14 protein-coding genes and 1 pseudogene are annotated in these 14,948 nt (G+C 46.6%); 8 read left to right on the top strand and 7 right to left on the bottom strand.

Features of this window, described 5'->3' with window-relative positions; all coding sequences use genetic code 11:
• Window positions 1-36 precede the first annotated feature (36 nt).
• Together IC229_RS34680 and IC229_RS34675 are read right to left on the bottom strand one after the other, a co-directional pair.
• On the bottom strand, window positions 37-315 hold the full coding sequence (locus tag IC229_RS34680) for an IS3 family transposase (protein ID WP_190893557.1): 279 nt from the start codon (window positions 313-315) through the stop codon (window positions 37-39).
• A 140-nt stretch (window positions 316-455) separates the two neighbouring features.
• Window positions 456-737 (bottom strand): transposase, encoded by a 282-nt coding sequence (locus tag IC229_RS34675; RefSeq protein WP_190893555.1) that lies wholly within the window; start codon window positions 735-737, stop codon window positions 456-458.
• Between the two features lie 124 nt (window positions 738-861).
• On the opposite strand from IC229_RS34675, the gene IC229_RS34670 reads away from it, so the two are divergent.
• Window positions 862-1,125 (top strand): transposase, encoded by a 264-nt coding sequence (locus IC229_RS34670; RefSeq protein ID WP_190893553.1) that lies wholly within the window; start codon window positions 862-864, stop codon window positions 1,123-1,125.
• 32 nt (window positions 1,126-1,157) lie between these two features.
• Window positions 1,158-2,054 carry an IS3 family transposase gene (locus IC229_RS34665; RefSeq protein WP_190893558.1) on the top strand — a complete coding sequence of 299 codons (897 nt, stop codon included), beginning with the start codon at window positions 1,158-1,160 and terminating at the stop codon, window positions 2,052-2,054.
• 127 nt (window positions 2,055-2,181) lie between these two features.
• Here the strand turns inward: IC229_RS34665 and IC229_RS34660 are convergent, their stop codons facing one another.
• From IC229_RS34660 to IC229_RS36020, 3 genes are all read right to left on the bottom strand, one after another.
• A complete protein-coding gene (locus tag IC229_RS34660) occupies window positions 2,182-2,622 on the bottom strand; it encodes a hypothetical protein (RefSeq protein WP_190893551.1) in 441 nt (146 codons plus the stop codon).
• 216 nt (window positions 2,623-2,838) lie between these two features.
• Window positions 2,839-3,525, bottom strand: a complete 687-nt coding sequence (locus IC229_RS34655) for a response regulator transcription factor (protein WP_190893550.1) — start codon at window positions 3,523-3,525, stop codon at window positions 2,839-2,841.
• Window positions 3,525-4,988: a sensor histidine kinase gene (locus IC229_RS36020; RefSeq protein WP_190893548.1), complete on the bottom strand. Its 1,464-nt coding sequence runs from the start codon at window positions 4,986-4,988 to the stop codon at window positions 3,525-3,527. The genes IC229_RS34655 and IC229_RS36020 overlap by 1 nt, the downstream gene beginning before the upstream one ends.
• A 117-nt stretch (window positions 4,989-5,105) precedes the next feature.
• On the opposite strand from IC229_RS36020, the gene IC229_RS34645 reads away from it, so the two are divergent.
• From IC229_RS34645 to IC229_RS34635, 3 genes are all read left to right on the top strand, one after another.
• Window positions 5,106-5,825 (top strand): hypothetical protein, encoded by a 720-nt coding sequence (locus tag IC229_RS34645; RefSeq protein WP_190893547.1) that lies wholly within the window; start codon window positions 5,106-5,108, stop codon window positions 5,823-5,825.
• A gap of 239 nt (window positions 5,826-6,064) precedes the next feature.
• Window positions 6,065-6,424: a hypothetical protein gene (locus tag IC229_RS34640; protein WP_190893545.1), complete on the top strand. Its 360-nt coding sequence runs from the start codon at window positions 6,065-6,067 to the stop codon at window positions 6,422-6,424.
• Between the two features lie 191 nt (window positions 6,425-6,615).
• Window positions 6,616-7,242, top strand: coding sequence for an outer membrane beta-barrel protein (locus IC229_RS34635; RefSeq protein ID WP_190893543.1), 627 nt, complete (start codon window positions 6,616-6,618; stop codon window positions 7,240-7,242).
• Between the two features lie 915 nt (window positions 7,243-8,157).
• On the opposite strand, the gene IC229_RS34630 is transcribed toward IC229_RS34635, so the two are convergent.
• Window positions 8,158-8,814: a recombinase family protein gene (locus tag IC229_RS34630; RefSeq protein ID WP_190893542.1), complete on the bottom strand. Its 657-nt coding sequence runs from the start codon at window positions 8,812-8,814 to the stop codon at window positions 8,158-8,160.
• Window positions 8,815-9,206: 392 nt separating this feature from the next.
• Here IC229_RS34630 and IC229_RS35630 point away from each other — a divergent pair.
• The 3 genes and pseudogenes from IC229_RS35630 to IC229_RS35620 form a co-directional block, all read left to right on the top strand.
• Window positions 9,207-9,473 (top strand): annotated as a pseudogene (locus tag IC229_RS35630) (recombinase family protein); the annotation flags it as partial.
• A gap of 18 nt (window positions 9,474-9,491) precedes the next feature.
• Window positions 9,492-9,764, top strand: coding sequence for a hypothetical protein (locus IC229_RS35625; protein WP_223834391.1), 273 nt, complete (start codon window positions 9,492-9,494; stop codon window positions 9,762-9,764).
• 264 nt (window positions 9,765-10,028) lie between these two features.
• Window positions 10,029-10,223 (top strand): response regulator, encoded by a 195-nt coding sequence (locus IC229_RS35620; protein WP_223834390.1) that lies wholly within the window; start codon window positions 10,029-10,031, stop codon window positions 10,221-10,223.
• 558 nt (window positions 10,224-10,781) lie between these two features.
• Here IC229_RS35620 and IC229_RS34615 read toward each other — a convergent pair.
• Window positions 10,782-13,979 (bottom strand): TonB-dependent receptor, encoded by a 3,198-nt coding sequence (locus tag IC229_RS34615; protein ID WP_190893540.1) that lies wholly within the window; start codon window positions 13,977-13,979, stop codon window positions 10,782-10,784.
• Window positions 13,980-14,948: the final 969 nt, after the last annotated feature.

Genomic DNA, 14,948 nt, shown 5'->3' with positions numbered 1-14,948 from the left:
AATCAGCCAACGCAGTCTTCAAAAAAAACTGCGTCTTCATGGCGCACTAATATCGCCAACCCACGCCTGATTAGGTGCAGTCGGTTTGCCAAACTCGATTAAGCGGTTGGGGCAAGCGATTAAACCATGCCTGGAGTTAGTCGTTTTGGGCACGAAACTACGGGGCTGAATGGCTCGCCAGTCCTGCTCTTGCATCAAACGACGTACCCGATGTCGACCAGCCTTTACGCCCTGTTCTTTCAGAGCTTCCAGCACGCGACGGCTGCCATAGCGTCGGGAGTTTTCCCAGAAAATCTTGTCGATGGCTGTGGTCATGGCTAGATCGCTATCTGACGGAGTGAACGTTGTTCCATTACGATATGTGTAATATGCAGTCTTACTGACATTCAGTACTTTACAGAGTAGTCGTACTGGAAAATTGGTTTCTTCAAACTGAATAAACTGGTAAGTCAGCGTCAGGTTTGTCGGCTGAAAATGGCAACAGCTTTTTTTAGAATCTCGCGCTCCATCTCGCTTTGGCGCAGTTGCTTACGTAGGCTATCGACTTCTTGTTGAAGACTTTGATCAGTTTTCTTTTCCCCTTTGTCATTGGTCTTCCGCCAGGCATGAATCAGGCTATCGCTAATGCCCATTTTGCGGGCTACAGCCATGATGGGTTCACCATTGGCAACTAGCCGCAATACATCAGCCTTAAACTCGGCGGTATACTTTCGTTTTGGTTGTTGGGATTGGTTCATGGTACACGAAGTTAAAAAAGTTTCGTGTCCGGATATTTAGGACCATATCAGTTCGCGAATCTAACCATGAGTTTGAGATGGTCTAATTAATCGGCACAGTGAACTTGTCTAATTTCGCAAGATCATGCAGCCTAAAAACAAATCCCTAAAACGGCGTAAATACGACGCTACCTTCAAAGCCGATGTGCTGAAAATGATTGCTAATGGGCAGACTGTGGCTTATGTGGCGCAGGCACTGGGCATCAGTGAAGCACTCATCTACAAATGGAAGCAACGGACAAAAGGGGAAGAAAAATACTTTTCTTCGAGTCAGTCCTCCGATGCACTACTTGAGAACCAGCGGCTGTTACAACAGATTAGTCAACTGGAAACAGAACGCGAAATCTAAAAAAAAGCCTTAGCCATTATCAGCCGACAGACCTGAAATTACGTTATGAACTGGTCCGAGAGTTGGCGGCTGAGTTTGCAGTTGAAATCTTGTGCTTGGTGTTAGAAGTAAGTCGTACAGCCTATTATCGATACCTGCGGGGTGAGAGCTATCAACTAACACATGAAAAAGCTCAATACCAGCAGTTAGTCGAACAGACTTTTGCCAAACATAAACGACGGTATGGCAGTCGACGTATTACCGCTGAGTTGCAGGAAAAAGGCCATTCATTGGGCCGCTGTCAGGTTCGAACGCTGATGAAAAAGAGTGGTTTACAAGCCATTCAACCTAAATCATTCGTACCACGAACGACGGATAGTACACATGGTAGAGGCTACTGGCCAAATTTATTGTTAGATCAACCGTTGCCTCAAGCCCCTAATTTAGTTTGGGTTAGCGACATTACGTATTTGCCTTTGATCAGTGGGGAATGGGCCTACTTAGCGACTTGGATGGATATATTTTCGCGCCGAATAGTAGGTTGGCAAGTAGACGAAACAATGGAAGATGACCTAGTTGTACTTCCACTACGTCGTGCATTGCAGGTACGGCAACCTGCTGTGGGTCTGATTATCCATTCAGATCGGGGTGGACAATACATATCAACGGAGTTAAAAGAAATAAGTCGGTTGTGGCATATCAGGCCCAGCATGAGCCGGGCCGACGATCCTTACGACAATGCCTTTGCCGAGTCGTTGTGGAGCCGCCTGAAAGCGGAATTACTGGAAGGTGGCGTATTTCTGAGCATTGAGGATGCCCATACAGAAATCTTCGACTACATTGAAGTCTATTATAATAGGGAGAGAAAGCATTCGGCGCTGGGCTACCAAAGTCCTGAACAGTTTGAGAACCGGTATTACACTAATCGGACAAATTCAGTGTGCCGCTAAATCGGACCTCCTCAGTTGATTGCCCCCTAGTTTATTACTACGAGTCACTCATCTTACAAAAAGGCTCCCACCTGAGACGACTGAAGCCTGTATCTACTCCTTTAATAGGGCATTGCTTGAGGTAAATTTAGGTGGACTTGACGAATGTTCGTACCCCATTATAGATCGTTAGTAGGGCGACTCCCAATATCAGGGCAAATAAAAATAGCAAATGCCGCACCCGGCCTGAGCCAGGCAATGCCGCTGCTCCGCTAGTGACATCCAGATGGGCAACAATGCTATCTGCCTCCATAGTTTTATTGAAATACTTTCGACCACAGCTAAAATCGTACTGCTTGCCTTGGTACTGAGCATAGATATGATCCGGATATTTCACTGTGCCCCAACCGCGCGCTCTGCCGGTTACCTTCATCAAAACTGGGGGGTTACTACTCGCTATTTCATCCTCTCGAGCCGCATCCCCGTAAATCATGTAGGTAATAAAAACCAATAACCCGGCTAAGCCAAGCGATAAAAGGAGCGCTGGCCCTCTGTTTTTCTGGGTATTGGTTGTTGGCTGGGGATTCATGATTAGTGCATCAGCGACAATAGTCCTCACCGTTCAGCAATAGATGATTCATAAAGTTGGCTGTATAACCTTTTCAAAGCGACTTGGTCTTAGCATAAAAGTTTATTTCTCTATTAAATTGAAAGACGATCTCACAAATACCCTCCCAATTGAGACGAGGTCGTGTCAATAATTCGGGCGCTTAATGAACCATCGTTGATTAGTTTAGTCGCCTGCTCAACAAACCAACCGGTAGCCAACGCCCCGCAACGTCAGAATTTCAACCGACGGGTCTTCCTTCAAATACTTCCGTAATCGAGTAATGAAGACGTCCAGGGTGCGCCCCTCAAAGTAACTATCATCCCCCCATAAACTAAGTAAAATGTGCCGACGCGATAAAACCTGGTTTTGATGATCGTATAACAGTTGAAGAAGTTGTGCTTCCCGGTACGATAACCGGATGATGGCATGATCCGAGAGCTGTAACGTCTGTTGGTGAGTCATAAAGCGGTAGCGGCCGATAAGCAATGTGCCTACTAATCCCGTACTGGGGGGAGAACTGCGTTTTAGCAATTCTTGGATGCGCAGAAACAGTTCTTCCAGACTGAATGGCTTCTTCAAATAATCGTTCCCCCCACTGCGGTAACCTTCCATCAAATCTTTGGTCGCCGTCCGAGCCGTCAGAAATAAGATCGGAATGATCTTATTCACCTGACGGATTTGCTGGACCAAACTAAACCCGTCGCTGCTCGGTAGCATTACATCGACGATGCAGAGGGAAAAGCGATGACTACTAAATAGATCAAAAGCCTGTTGGCCATCCCCCGTATGAGTAACTTGGTAGCCCTGTTGCTCCAGACTATCGGCCACTACCTGAGCCAGAAACGGCTCATCTTCCACCAAGAGAATATGGGCTTGTTCCATCAGCGTAGCGGTAGACGAATGAAAAATATACTGCCACACGGCTCATTGGCTTCCGCCCGGATCGAGCCCCCATGCTCCAGCAGGACTTGCCGCACGTAACTTAAGCCTAAGCCATAGCCTTTTACATCATGCACATTTCCAGATGGCACTCGAAAGAAGGGATCGAATATTTTAGTTCGATACTCAAACGGTATGCCGATGCCGTTGTCGGAAAAACTAATGTCAACCCACCGGTTTTTTGTGGTTAGAAGGATGGTGAGTTGGGGATGAGTGGAGCCATACTTGAGGGCATTGTCCAGCAGATTGGTAAACACGGCCATTAAACTCGTGGCTCGTGTATTCACCCACACGGGCTCAGGTGGAGGCTGATAGCTAACCCAGGCTGCCGGAAGAGGGTAGCGAAGGGGTAGCTCGTGAATGGCCTGCTCCAGTAGCTGGCTTACACTCATTACCTGCCAGGGCTCGTTCGACAAGGAGATTCGGCGGTTGGCCGTTAAGATTTGGGCCGTTAAGCCCGTCAGTTTGTCGGTTTGGTAGGTAATAATATCGAGGTAGTTTTGTTGCATCTGGGGCGGGTAGTTAAAGGATTTCAGGGCTTCAGCCGTAATCTTGATGGAGGCCAATGGCGTATTCAGCTCATGACTCATGTTATTAATAAAATCATCCTTCAACTGGGCTAATTTGTGTTGGGAGAGCAAGGTCTTAACGGTATAACCAAAGCAGAACAAACTAATGGCTACCAGCAGAAAGGTGCTCAGGATAACCCATTTCATGGTCTTGACAAAGTAATCGGTCGGCGGCTCAAACCGAGCCCGCACCCACTGGTTGGCTGGTTTTTGAGCGGACGTAGGCACGGGTTGGGTCCAATAGCCACTACCGCCCTGGCGAGTGGGCGATAGAAAAAACGGGGCGTCAATCCCGTTGGCCACGAGTCGGCTTCGGTAAATTCGATTTAACTGGCTCAACTGCACATGACTCTGATCCCAAGCCCTGGCTAAGCGTTCCCCCAGCCGTGGGGTATAGTAGTAGATCATCCCTTCTTGCAAATCCTGGCGAAGCCGTCGGTCCGCAAAGTGATTAATCACCATCGTTTTGACCGGCGGGCTTAAGCGCTTGAGTTTGCGCTTAAACGAAACAATACCAAAGGTGAAACCGGAACTGCCTTTAAACTTAGGGTATCGATCATTGATGTGGAAGACCGTACTGCTGTCCTGATTCTTGGTATCACACGTAATTTGAATGAACGAGGTGTCAGCTAACCAGGCCTTCACTTGCTGAATCAGGGCTTGACGGCGGTAAGCCTTTTCTTGATCCACCGCTTGAATGAGGGTTTGGTTAATAGCATGCTGAAAGGAGGTCACGGTCGCTCGATAGTTCTGATAATTCCAGAAGAGTTGCAAGCCAATGATGCCCGCTATACACAGGGCCATCAGTAGTAAGATCAGATTTAGGGGCTGTTTCACTGGGGGAAGATAACTGATTTTGGGCTAGCCAAACCTGGCATTAACCTTAATTAACCTTGCTTAACGGGGGTTAACCTAGTCGGTGCGTTTTTTGGTCGTGGTTTGTCAAAAAAAGCTATGATCACTCTCCGCCAACGCCCGCTGCACGTATCTACTGGGTTTCAATCAATTGCTCTCAACCCCTGGTCAGCCGGTTTATGGTGTCCTGGTCTGCCTTTCATCCGACTAGGGCTGTTTCTAGGGTTACTCCTTCACCTACCGGTTTGGGCCTTGGCTCAGCGTAGTGATAGTACAGCGGTGAAAGCGGTATACGGTTCGGCCAATACCGAACTCCAAGAACTGATGTCGTTTATGGGCGTCGAAAAACATCACCTCGAATTGAGTGATCCTCGCTTAAAGGGTAGGTTCTTTAAACTAACCGCTCAAGAGTATCGACATGGGGTGGCCCAGCCGGAAGAGAATCTAACCAGCCGTCAGGACCTGTTTCAACTGGACTCCAGCGGGAAGTTGTCGTTTGATGTGTATGCACGAGCCCTCGACGCCACCACGCTGGAAGCCTTTTTCCGCTTTGCCCGCGTGGGTCAGCGCAAGCAGTACAAGGCGGAAGCTGGCCAAGCGGGTCAGTATAGTTTTCGAACAGATATTTTAGCCTATAGCCAGGGGAAGGCCAAGATTCCGGTGGGCAAGAAATTTACGTTTTTAGTTTACACGCTGCCCTATGAAAAAGACGGTTATTATTTATACTGTGCTTTGGCTCAAAGTCAAGTGCCGATTGATCAGTGGTATGCCCGGTTTGGAGTCAAGCATTTTGTGGCCTACCAACTTCTGATCGAATAGCCAAGCCTCATTCTTTGTCTACTTGGCTTGAGCCAATCTTGACTTGTTGTTAATGGGGTTACTGATCAGCAGCGGTCCTTTTTGATCAGTAACCCTTGCTTTTTAAAATCTCAAATAATGCTCCTGCTTGATACGGCAGAGTCTTCATGTATCTGCTTCAAGAAATGGGCGTTTAATAAAACAGTATTTAGCCTCAAGTTTCGTACTTTGGCTAACATACAGCCACCTATACAATACGAATGACCAGTGACAAGAAGAAAAAATTACTTCTCTATGAAGAAGTAATCTCAGTAGCTAAAAGCATATTGGATGGCCAGATAGGTGTCATTAGTGGTTCAAGAGCTTTGACTGGCCTTAGTCATAAGTTCGATGAAACAAAACGAGACGATTTTATACTATTCATCGGAATCGATTCTGATTCTGACAATTTAGCCATTGGGCCGGAGCGAGAATACTGGTCTAAAGAACAGTTAGCCAAACAGGATATTGAAATCGAAATCGTAGAGGCTTATTACAGAGAAGATGTGTATAATACCTGTACCGATTTAATCAGGCAAATCGAAACTGAAATAATTGAGTTAACCCAAGATCCTAGTTAGCGATCAATAATCTGGATTTATGAATAAAATCGAATAAAATAAAGCTCCCATTGAGACGAAGGATCATTCATGTATCTGCCTCTTTATTGGGGCGATTTTTGAAACAGAGAATACACACGTATATAGTCTGAAGTTTTGTATTTTAGCTCACATATAAGTATTCTTATAACTCAATACGTTGACTCAACTATATGAAGATCAGTTTTGTGATTATCACTTGGCTATTGCTTTTCAGCAGCCACTTAGCTTTTAGCCAGACAACTACTACACCAGGCTACTTTGGCATTAGAGCTGGATACCAACGAGTAGCAACTGATATTGCCATCTCAACGATTGGAGGGGTTTATAATAGCCGAGGAATTGCCCCACGTAGTACTTTTTATGGTGGTGGATTTTACCAACAAAGTCTCAACCGATGGCTAGTCTTCCGACTCGAACTTAATTATCAGCAAAAGGGGCTAGAGTATCTTGATCAGAATGTCAAACCGACAGTCCAACAACGCTTACATTATGTGGGCCTAACCCCTTTAATCGGAATCAATCCGCTGCCTAATTTGAGCGTTCTTATTGGCCCAGAAGGCAATCAACTTGTAAAGGACAGCTCCCCTTCGCCTACAAATGAGATTAAATCGATTGAGCTAGGGCTGACGGCTCGCATCTCTTATACGTATAAATGGATAGGCTTGGAAGCTGGCTATTTTAAGGCTTTCACGGGGTATCAAAATCTAAAATCAGTAGACTTCGAGTCTACGTCTAAGAATCGAAGCTGGCAGGTAGGTTTATTAGTGATACCTGCTAAGTTTAAAGCAGGGAAATGACTATTTCAAATCTACTTGGGTAGGGTGTATAATAATAAGTATTAGCAAACTTGTATCCATTGCACGACACAGTTCTAAGTCATACAATGGGCTGTAAGCTAGGTGTTAATTGAATTTTTGAGGAAATTTCAAAAAGGAACATTCTCACAAAAAGGCTCCTTAAAAGGTGCATTTGTGATTTAACTTAAAACTTCACAAACTGGTAACCAACTCTCTCCAGAGCTGGCTTTTTTATGTCCTTTCGGCAGGCTTGGAGCTATACAGATGATGAATAAGGAGCTTAAAAGAGTTTGGTATTTTATCTTGTAAACTCAATGCCATTCCTGCCGTCTATAGGTCCATTTAATTGTATTCGAATCCAATTACACTCATTTTCCCACACTCTAAAGTACGTTGTTTGTGTGTATGACTTGGTATGCTGATAAGTTGCAAATAACACTCCAGGAAACTCTGGAAAAGGACTTGGAAGTATAGGATTATAGGTTTTGCGGAGTACAGCACCGGCGTAATCAACATGATTCGCCCACAGAGAATCTGGATCTATAATTTCCCCATCCTTAGTAAATGTAACAGTCCCCTTTTTGATGGTACTATTTGAACTGGTGTGAGACTCAAATTTCCAGGTACCAATAATATTCTTCTCAATAGGAGGAGCTTGGCAAGTAGGAACCGGGATTTCAGGTGGAGTAAGAGGGTGCATCTCCATACAAGATAAGCAGCTAACTACTAGGCTACTTATAACGAATCGAGCGTCTAAATACTGTTTCATAGTATGCCATTTTTGGTTAAACGACCATTCTATGAAAATCTTTATAGTAGCTAATAAAGTTACTTATTTAATAGTCTCATGTCCAATCACAAAACGTTAGGGGCTAATTTCTCTTCTCGTTTAAAGCTCTTAAAATGAGATGGTAATCACGCGTTACTGGTGACTAATCGTTTCAGCAGTGCATGTACATTAGTTACGTGCCAGCTCTGCCCATTACGGCGATACGTTGGCACGCCTTGTCGATTCAGTTCATCTCGGATGCTGCGTACCGTTGTGATGCCCTGCTGTTGAATGGCATTGATGGTCGGGCGCATCAGCTCAGCGAAAGCATGGGCCGCTTCCTGGTTCTCCCTGGCTCGCTCGGCACCGGTCACGCCTAGTTTCTTTCCTCGCCGTTTGGCAGCCTGTAGTGCGTCTCTGGTGCGGATGCTGATTTGTTCCCGCTCGTGTTCGGCAAAGGCCGCCAGTAAATGCACCATCAGTTTATTGGCATACGGATTATCGACCGCTTTAAAATCAACCTTACTTTCATAGAGCCCACTAATGAAATGGACATTGCGCGAAAGCCGATCGAGCTTGGCAATGATCAGCGTAGCTTTTTCTTTTCGGCATTGAGCCAGAGCAGCCAATAACTGCGGCCGCTGGTTTTTCTTCCCGCTTTCGTTTTCGGTAAAGTGGTTGGTGACCTGGTAGCTTTCGCGCTGGACAAACAGACGCACGGCTTCTTCCTGGGCTTCCAGCCCCAGGCCGCTTTTGCCCTGGCGGTCGGTGGAGACCCGATAATAGGCGATGGCAGATTTCATATTGGCAATATAATGACTATTTGTTACAAAGTGAACCAATATTCATATAGTAACAAACCATCACTCCGCCATACATTTTGTAATTTTCATATTTGTGTTTTTCTCACAAAACAAGAGAAACTTTTACTGCTGTTTACTTAATAACACTTTTGTACTTTCCATAGTAATCGCCCCTAATCATCCACCTTATCCTGTAGGTTTTTTGCCACTAACGGTACATGATCAATCCCTTATAACATATGGAACAGAAAGACGTCTCTCAAGAGCTTTACATGTTGAGCAGTAACAACCCAAAAATTCTGTAACTTCAACTTCTACAACCTGCTTGCTGTATCGAAACTAGATTTCTTACATCTCTTATGGGAGATAGATACTAGTTAGGGTACGCTAGGGTCTCAACCGCACCGGCGGACCGGCAAGATCAAAATCTAGCACTTCAACTGGATGCCCTAAAAGCAGCAGGCTGCCTGAAAATCTTTCAGGAGAAAGCTAGTGGTTCCAAAACCGAACGGCCTGAATTAAACAGGCTACTCGAAATCATTCGTGAAGGGGACACATTGATGATTTGGAAGCTGGACGGCGCCGGCCGCCCGGCGACTAGGCCGTTCCCTGAATCACTTGATCGAGATTGTAACTCAGCTCGAAGAGCAACATGTTAGTCAGTTTGAACGACCCGATTGACACCACGACGGCTCAAGGTCGGCTCGTTTTTCGCATTTTTGCCAGTCTGGCTGAATTTGATCGCACCGGCGAACCGGCGGGAGATAATTCGGGAACGGACGCTGGCTGGTTTGGCCTCAGCCCGTCGACGCGGTCAACTCTTAGGCCGTCGTAAAGGGCTATCCAAAGCCGGTGAGCAGAAAGCCCGTCTTGGGGAAAGTCTCTACAAAGAAGCCAAATACCCGGTTGAACAAATCGCCCCCGTGTTACACATCTCCAAAACGGAGTAGCCTTAGCATGTTTTTTTCATTGACGTCCATAGAATCGGTTATACGTATGTCATTCAACTGGTATCCTTGAGGTTAGGTTTGATTCGCAGCGCTACATTGAGCTTAAGGGCACCATCAATGCGATCCTGTAATCGTTAGCAAACGTTCGGGTAAGGAAGCTGTTCAAATTGCTAAATGAATCCCTAATCGACAAATGCACCACGACTAATGGCTTTGATCAGATTTGTGAGATAATAGGGCTCCCCCATTCACTTAACTTGTCCCATGAACCAAAACGGACCCGTCATTCTCATTGAAGATGATGCCGACGATCAATTCCTGTTTGAGCAAGTCTTTACGAAGTTAAATTATCCTAATCAAGTCAGGTACTTCCCCGATGGACAAGAAGCCTTGGAGTATTTGTTATCGACGACCGAATTGCCCTTTCTGATCCTGTCAGACATCAACATGCCCGCTTAAATGGAATCGAACTGGGGGAGAAACTGCACCGCGATGAAGCCTTGCAACTTAAATGTATCCCTTACTTATTTTTCTCCACGGCTGCCAGCCACCAGATGGTGATCAAAGTCTATCGGCCCAGGGTTTTTTCGTCAAGCAAACCTCTCTGGATGAACTCGAGAAAAGTATTTATTATAGGTAATGAATCACATAACAGACCCGATTGTTAAGTAACTAAATATAATATTTTATATAAGAAAACAAAAGCGCCGGACGTAAAACACCCGGCGTTAATCATTAGCTATATCTTTTTGGTCAATGAGTACAGTATGAACAAATAAGTCAGTATAATGTTGCAGGTCAATAATTGCCCCCGACAGCCACGCTGCCTCTAGCAGTCAAATTTAGATTGAGAGTAAAATGTATGGGCACACAACAACTAACTTAGAAGTAGTTTGTTCTTCATTAGATTGTTAGTGACGATTTAGCGTAAAGGGTAGGCGCCAAGTAAGCAAAGCAGATTTACAACTTGCGTTCCTGGTACCTACCCTTTGCGTCTTCGCCCTGAAAGTCAGTTCTCTAAAATCCTAAGCGGGCACCAATCTGAATTTGAAAAGGGTCGCCTGATGGCGTAACGGCACCCGTCGCGTTGACGCGGTAGGTAAATTGCTGGGTTGCCTGACTGAAAGCAGGAACGGCCGCGTTGCCCCCCGAGGCCGGAATACCCAGTGCATACAGCGCCTGGTTGCCCAGCGACAGGTTCGTTCCCTTGGTTCGGTTGAGCATATTGAACACGTTGAACGCATCCACCGATACGTCGAGATACTGCCGTTTCTTAAACAACTGGAACCGCTTATTGGCCCGAAGATCGAAAACGCCGTAGAACCCATTGATGCCGCCATTGCGTTCGGCAATTCTGCCCGAGTTCGCACTGATGTAATCCTTGAGGCTCTGGCTGGCCGTGGGGCTATCCAGCAGGGTCTGCAAACCAGTCCGTATATTGGCGGGTGTCTCGGCACTATTTCTGTCGAAAACGTAGGCCAGATCGTTCGTTGTCACAAAGTCACCATTATTATTGGCACCCGACAACAGCGAATACCGCGTACCACCAATGCCCGAATAGCGGAACCCGATCGAGATGCCGTAGAAAGAAGGCAACGTCCCGTAGATGACCAGTTTAGTACGGAACTGGTTGTCAGAATACGTCATTTTACTCAGATCGCGCGGATCGTCTTTCACTAACTGATTCAGCGTGGCCGTGTTGGCTACATTACCATTGAAGGACGTATTGTCTTTGGTATCGTTCCAGGTGTAGCTGGCCGAGATTTCGCCATCCCGGAAATACTGATACGTGCCATCAAGCACCACGGCAAACTGGTTGACTTTCCCCTGACTACCCAGCTCCAACACCCGGCCTATTCGCTGGCTGATCCGGCCCTGTTGCCAATCGCCCGCGCCATTGGCAGGCATGGTGTTTAAGGGTACGTAAACGCCCCGGTTTTCTTCATTGGCTAAGCGAAAAAACGGGTCTGCAACTAAATTACGATCAACATACGTGTAGTTGTGGCGGGCCAGCGACGCATACCCAGTCAGGCTAACTTTCAGCTTGTCAGTGAGATAATGCGTATAGGACAGGTTCGCTTTGTACAGTATCGGCACCCGTGCATCAGCACCGGTCATGTTGATGGTAGGCAACTGAAAGGCAGCCAATGAAGGAATACTGGCATAGTTAGCCCGGTAGGCAGCATAATCCGGCGTTGGAATGTTCGGAGCCCGTACGTCTACTGTTCCGTAATGCTTACCGTCGAAGGTAAGATTGTTAATGATGACGTAGTTGTTCAGGTCAGATGCAAACACGCCCGCTCCGAAACGGATGAAATCTTTGTGTTGTTCCTTAACATCCCACGTTAACTGCAAGCGGGGCTGGGCCACGAATGCCTTAAGCTGGTTGTCAGTACGCAGTTTCAGATCATCAAAAACCACCTGGTTGAATTCGGCTTTCGGATACAAGGCATAATCGAACCGCAAACCGGCGGTCATATCCAGGCCCCGAGCCAGCTTTGTGCTCATCTGACCATACAAACCAGCGTTGAGGGTGTTACCGACAACCGTTGGATCGGCTACCAGGGGCACTTCCCGGAAATACCGATAGGGTTGTAGCCGCTCAAACTTGTCCAGGGCCGAAGCGGCACCATCTACCGTGTAATGGAAACGCCCGTTGACTTCGCTGCCGTACAGCGACTTGGCGTGGGTGTACATCAGGTCGATGCCAAAGGTGTATTGTGCTTTGTTCGTATTATAGTACAGATTATTAACTAACTGGAGCACGTTGTTGGTAAACCCCTCCTGCGCGAAGCGGTGGCCGCCCATCTGAATATTCGTCGCCCGACTGACCCCATCGATGGTTGAGGCGACGTTTTCGACGATGTTACGGGGAATATTGGCTGCCGGAAGCTGATCGCCGGGGGCGCTTTTCTGGTAGGTGTATAAATGCTGAACTTTTAATTCGTTCGTAAACTTGGAACTGAGCGATGTGCGCAACGTAGCCAGCAGGCTATTGTCTATGTTGAAGTCGTTTCCGTAGGATTCGTAAATATTAATAGCCGTGTTGTCAGCCAGCCCCAGCTTGTTGCGGTCGTTGGTGTAGTTGTCGCGTACGGTAAGCAGGTTTTTCTCGTTGATCTGCCAGTCGATGCGGGCAAAACCAGCATCCGTTGGCCGGACTTTACTGAAGGTGCCATACTGAGTTGTATTGGCCGTACCATATTTAGCCTGGGCAATGCCTACAAACCGGTCAAGGGTGGCTCTGGTAACCAGCAGTCTACTTTCATCGGCGGGTGTCTGAACATCAGCAATAATTAACGGGCGCGAATCCTGCTGGTGATCCCAAACGATAAAAAAGTGTAGCTTGTCTTTGATGATTGGACCTCCCAGCGAAAATCCGAACTGGTTGGTCGAAAAGGGCACCTTGCGTTCGTTGCCCCGAATGTCGTACTGGCTTGATAGCCAGTTGGCCCGGGTATAGTTAAAAATGCTACCGGTTAATTTGTTGGTCCCAGCTTTCGTTACGGCGCTGATAGTGCCGCCACCGCTACGGCCGTAAATAACATCATACTGGTTGGTCACCACTTTAAATTCGCGTACGGCCTCAATAGAAATTGAGTAAGGGGCGCCACTGCGACTGGTCGTTGAACCAGCCGATGTTGGGTTCTTGGCGGTTGTACCATCGATTGTGAAATTGGTTGACGAGCCAAGCTGCCCGGAGAGATTCGTTCCCCGACTTAACGGGGACAGATCGGTTAAGGAGGTGAAGTTCCGGCCATTGACCGGTAGGGCAGCAATCGACCGGGCCGATATGGTCGTAGCTGCTCCCAGATATTCCGTTTTATTTTTGAGACCCGAGGCTACCACCTGCACTACTTCGAGGGATTGCCCGCTCTCCTCCATGCTGAGGTTTAGCCGGATGGCATCGCCCTGGTTAAGGGAATAGCCGGTTCTTTTCTGGTCGCCGTAGCCAACAAACGTAACCCGGATGGTATATGGCCCGCCCAGGGGCAATTCTCTGAACAGATAGTCACCCTGGGCATTAGTTACCGTTCCGGTCGAAAACCCGGTTGATTCGTTGCGAACCTGAACGGTGGCTCCCGGAAGTGGTGACTTTTTATTATCCGAAATGACCCCTGAAATAGAAGCCTGGGTAGTTTGGGCTCTCGTTTTGTCAATAAGCAACCCAGAGATAAGCAATAATAAAATTGTTGAAAGAAGATATTTTTTCATACAGCAGTTCATGAAGTTTCTGTTGCAAATAAACTGAAAAATACCAAGAATAAATGTTATTTTAATACTATCATTTTATGGTCATTTTTTTATAAAAGGGAGGTAATCGTTACTATAAGCGTAAATTATAGTGACCGCCTACTCGTTTTTGCTAGCGCGATACTTCTGTAAAATGGTCATGGTTTTGCGCTTGATTTTGGCGCTTTAAGGAGTTGCCAAGAACCCGTTTTAGTCAAAAATTGAAAATGATATTTTGGTGGTTGGATTGGCAGAGTATAATACGGAACGCCCCATTAGCTAGTTCAATTTATAACCTCGAGCAAAGACCGACAGGTAGCTTAAATTTGGGTCAAAACAGGCTTTCTAAAGATAGATGTCAACAATACCTAACTTTTCGTGAACGCTTTCAGGCGCTAAAAGAAAAAAGCTGGATGGGCCGATAGACAACAGGTTACGTCCATTTGGCCAACCTTTTCGTGGACGTTTTCAATCATGAGAGCTGAGAATTAGGCTTTCACTATAAGCCATAAAAAGCGTTCATTTGGCCAGGCCTTTTCTGAGATTGAGCATTTAGTGCCAACAAATAGTCTTTACGAAAAATTGTCTGGCTTATCGTGGCTGTGCTGGCCACGATAAGCCAGATTGGCGTAGGATCACCTCCAAATGCTCACCCCCGTAACAAGTTGGCTCACCAGCTAAATTGCTAAGGGGGGAGCATTTTGTCCTTCCTGCTAAAAAGAGACTTTGGGCAGAGATGTTGCAGCTACTGAAACCAGTGACTACAACTCATAAAATAAACATTAGGCAATGGTAATCAATAATTTACTCGCCCAAATGAGCAACCCTACCTTTATTTTTCTACCTTAGGGAGCCTATAAACTTCGTCCACTAGGGCTCATCCATGATTGACGGCTACAACTACCCTCCCCGATTGCGTTCGCTACCTTCATTGCTGCTCACCGGCCTGCT

Source organism: Spirosoma profusum (genome assembly GCF_014699005.1).
GTDB classification, from domain to species: Bacteria; Bacteroidota; Bacteroidia; order Cytophagales; family Spirosomataceae; genus Spirosoma; species Spirosoma profusum.
This window is presented reverse-complemented; position numbering and strand designations above follow the sequence as displayed.

What these genes read in the sequence shown, in the direction of transcription:
- IC229_RS34630 (WP_190893542.1), bottom strand. Translation starts at nt 8,814, where the DNA reads ATGAAATCTGCCATCGCCTATTATCGGGTCTCCACCGACCGCCAGGGC.
- IC229_RS34680 (WP_190893557.1), bottom strand. Translation starts at nt 315, where the DNA reads ATGACCACAGCCATCGACAAGATTTTCTGGGAAAACTCCCGACGCTAT.
- IC229_RS34660 (WP_190893551.1), bottom strand. Translation starts at nt 2,622, where the DNA reads ATGAATCCCCAGCCAACAACCAATACCCAGAAAAACAGAGGGCCAGCG.
- IC229_RS34675 (WP_190893555.1), bottom strand. Translation starts at nt 737, where the DNA reads ATGAACCAATCCCAACAACCAAAACGAAAGTATACCGCCGAGTTTAAG.
- IC229_RS34615 (WP_190893540.1), bottom strand. Translation starts at nt 13,979, where the DNA reads ATGAAAAAATATCTTCTTTCAACAATTTTATTATTGCTTATCTCTGGG.
- IC229_RS34640 (WP_190893545.1), top strand. Translation starts at nt 6,065, where the DNA reads ATGACCAGTGACAAGAAGAAAAAATTACTTCTCTATGAAGAAGTAATC.
- IC229_RS34635 (WP_190893543.1), top strand. Translation starts at nt 6,616, where the DNA reads ATGAAGATCAGTTTTGTGATTATCACTTGGCTATTGCTTTTCAGCAGC.
- IC229_RS35620 (WP_223834390.1), top strand. Translation starts at nt 10,029, where the DNA reads ATGAACCAAAACGGACCCGTCATTCTCATTGAAGATGATGCCGACGAT.
- IC229_RS34670 (WP_190893553.1), top strand. Translation starts at nt 862, where the DNA reads ATGCAGCCTAAAAACAAATCCCTAAAACGGCGTAAATACGACGCTACC.
- IC229_RS34655 (WP_190893550.1), bottom strand. Translation starts at nt 3,525, where the DNA reads ATGGAACAAGCCCATATTCTCTTGGTGGAAGATGAGCCGTTTCTGGCT.
- IC229_RS34645 (WP_190893547.1), top strand. Translation starts at nt 5,106, where the DNA reads ATGATCACTCTCCGCCAACGCCCGCTGCACGTATCTACTGGGTTTCAA.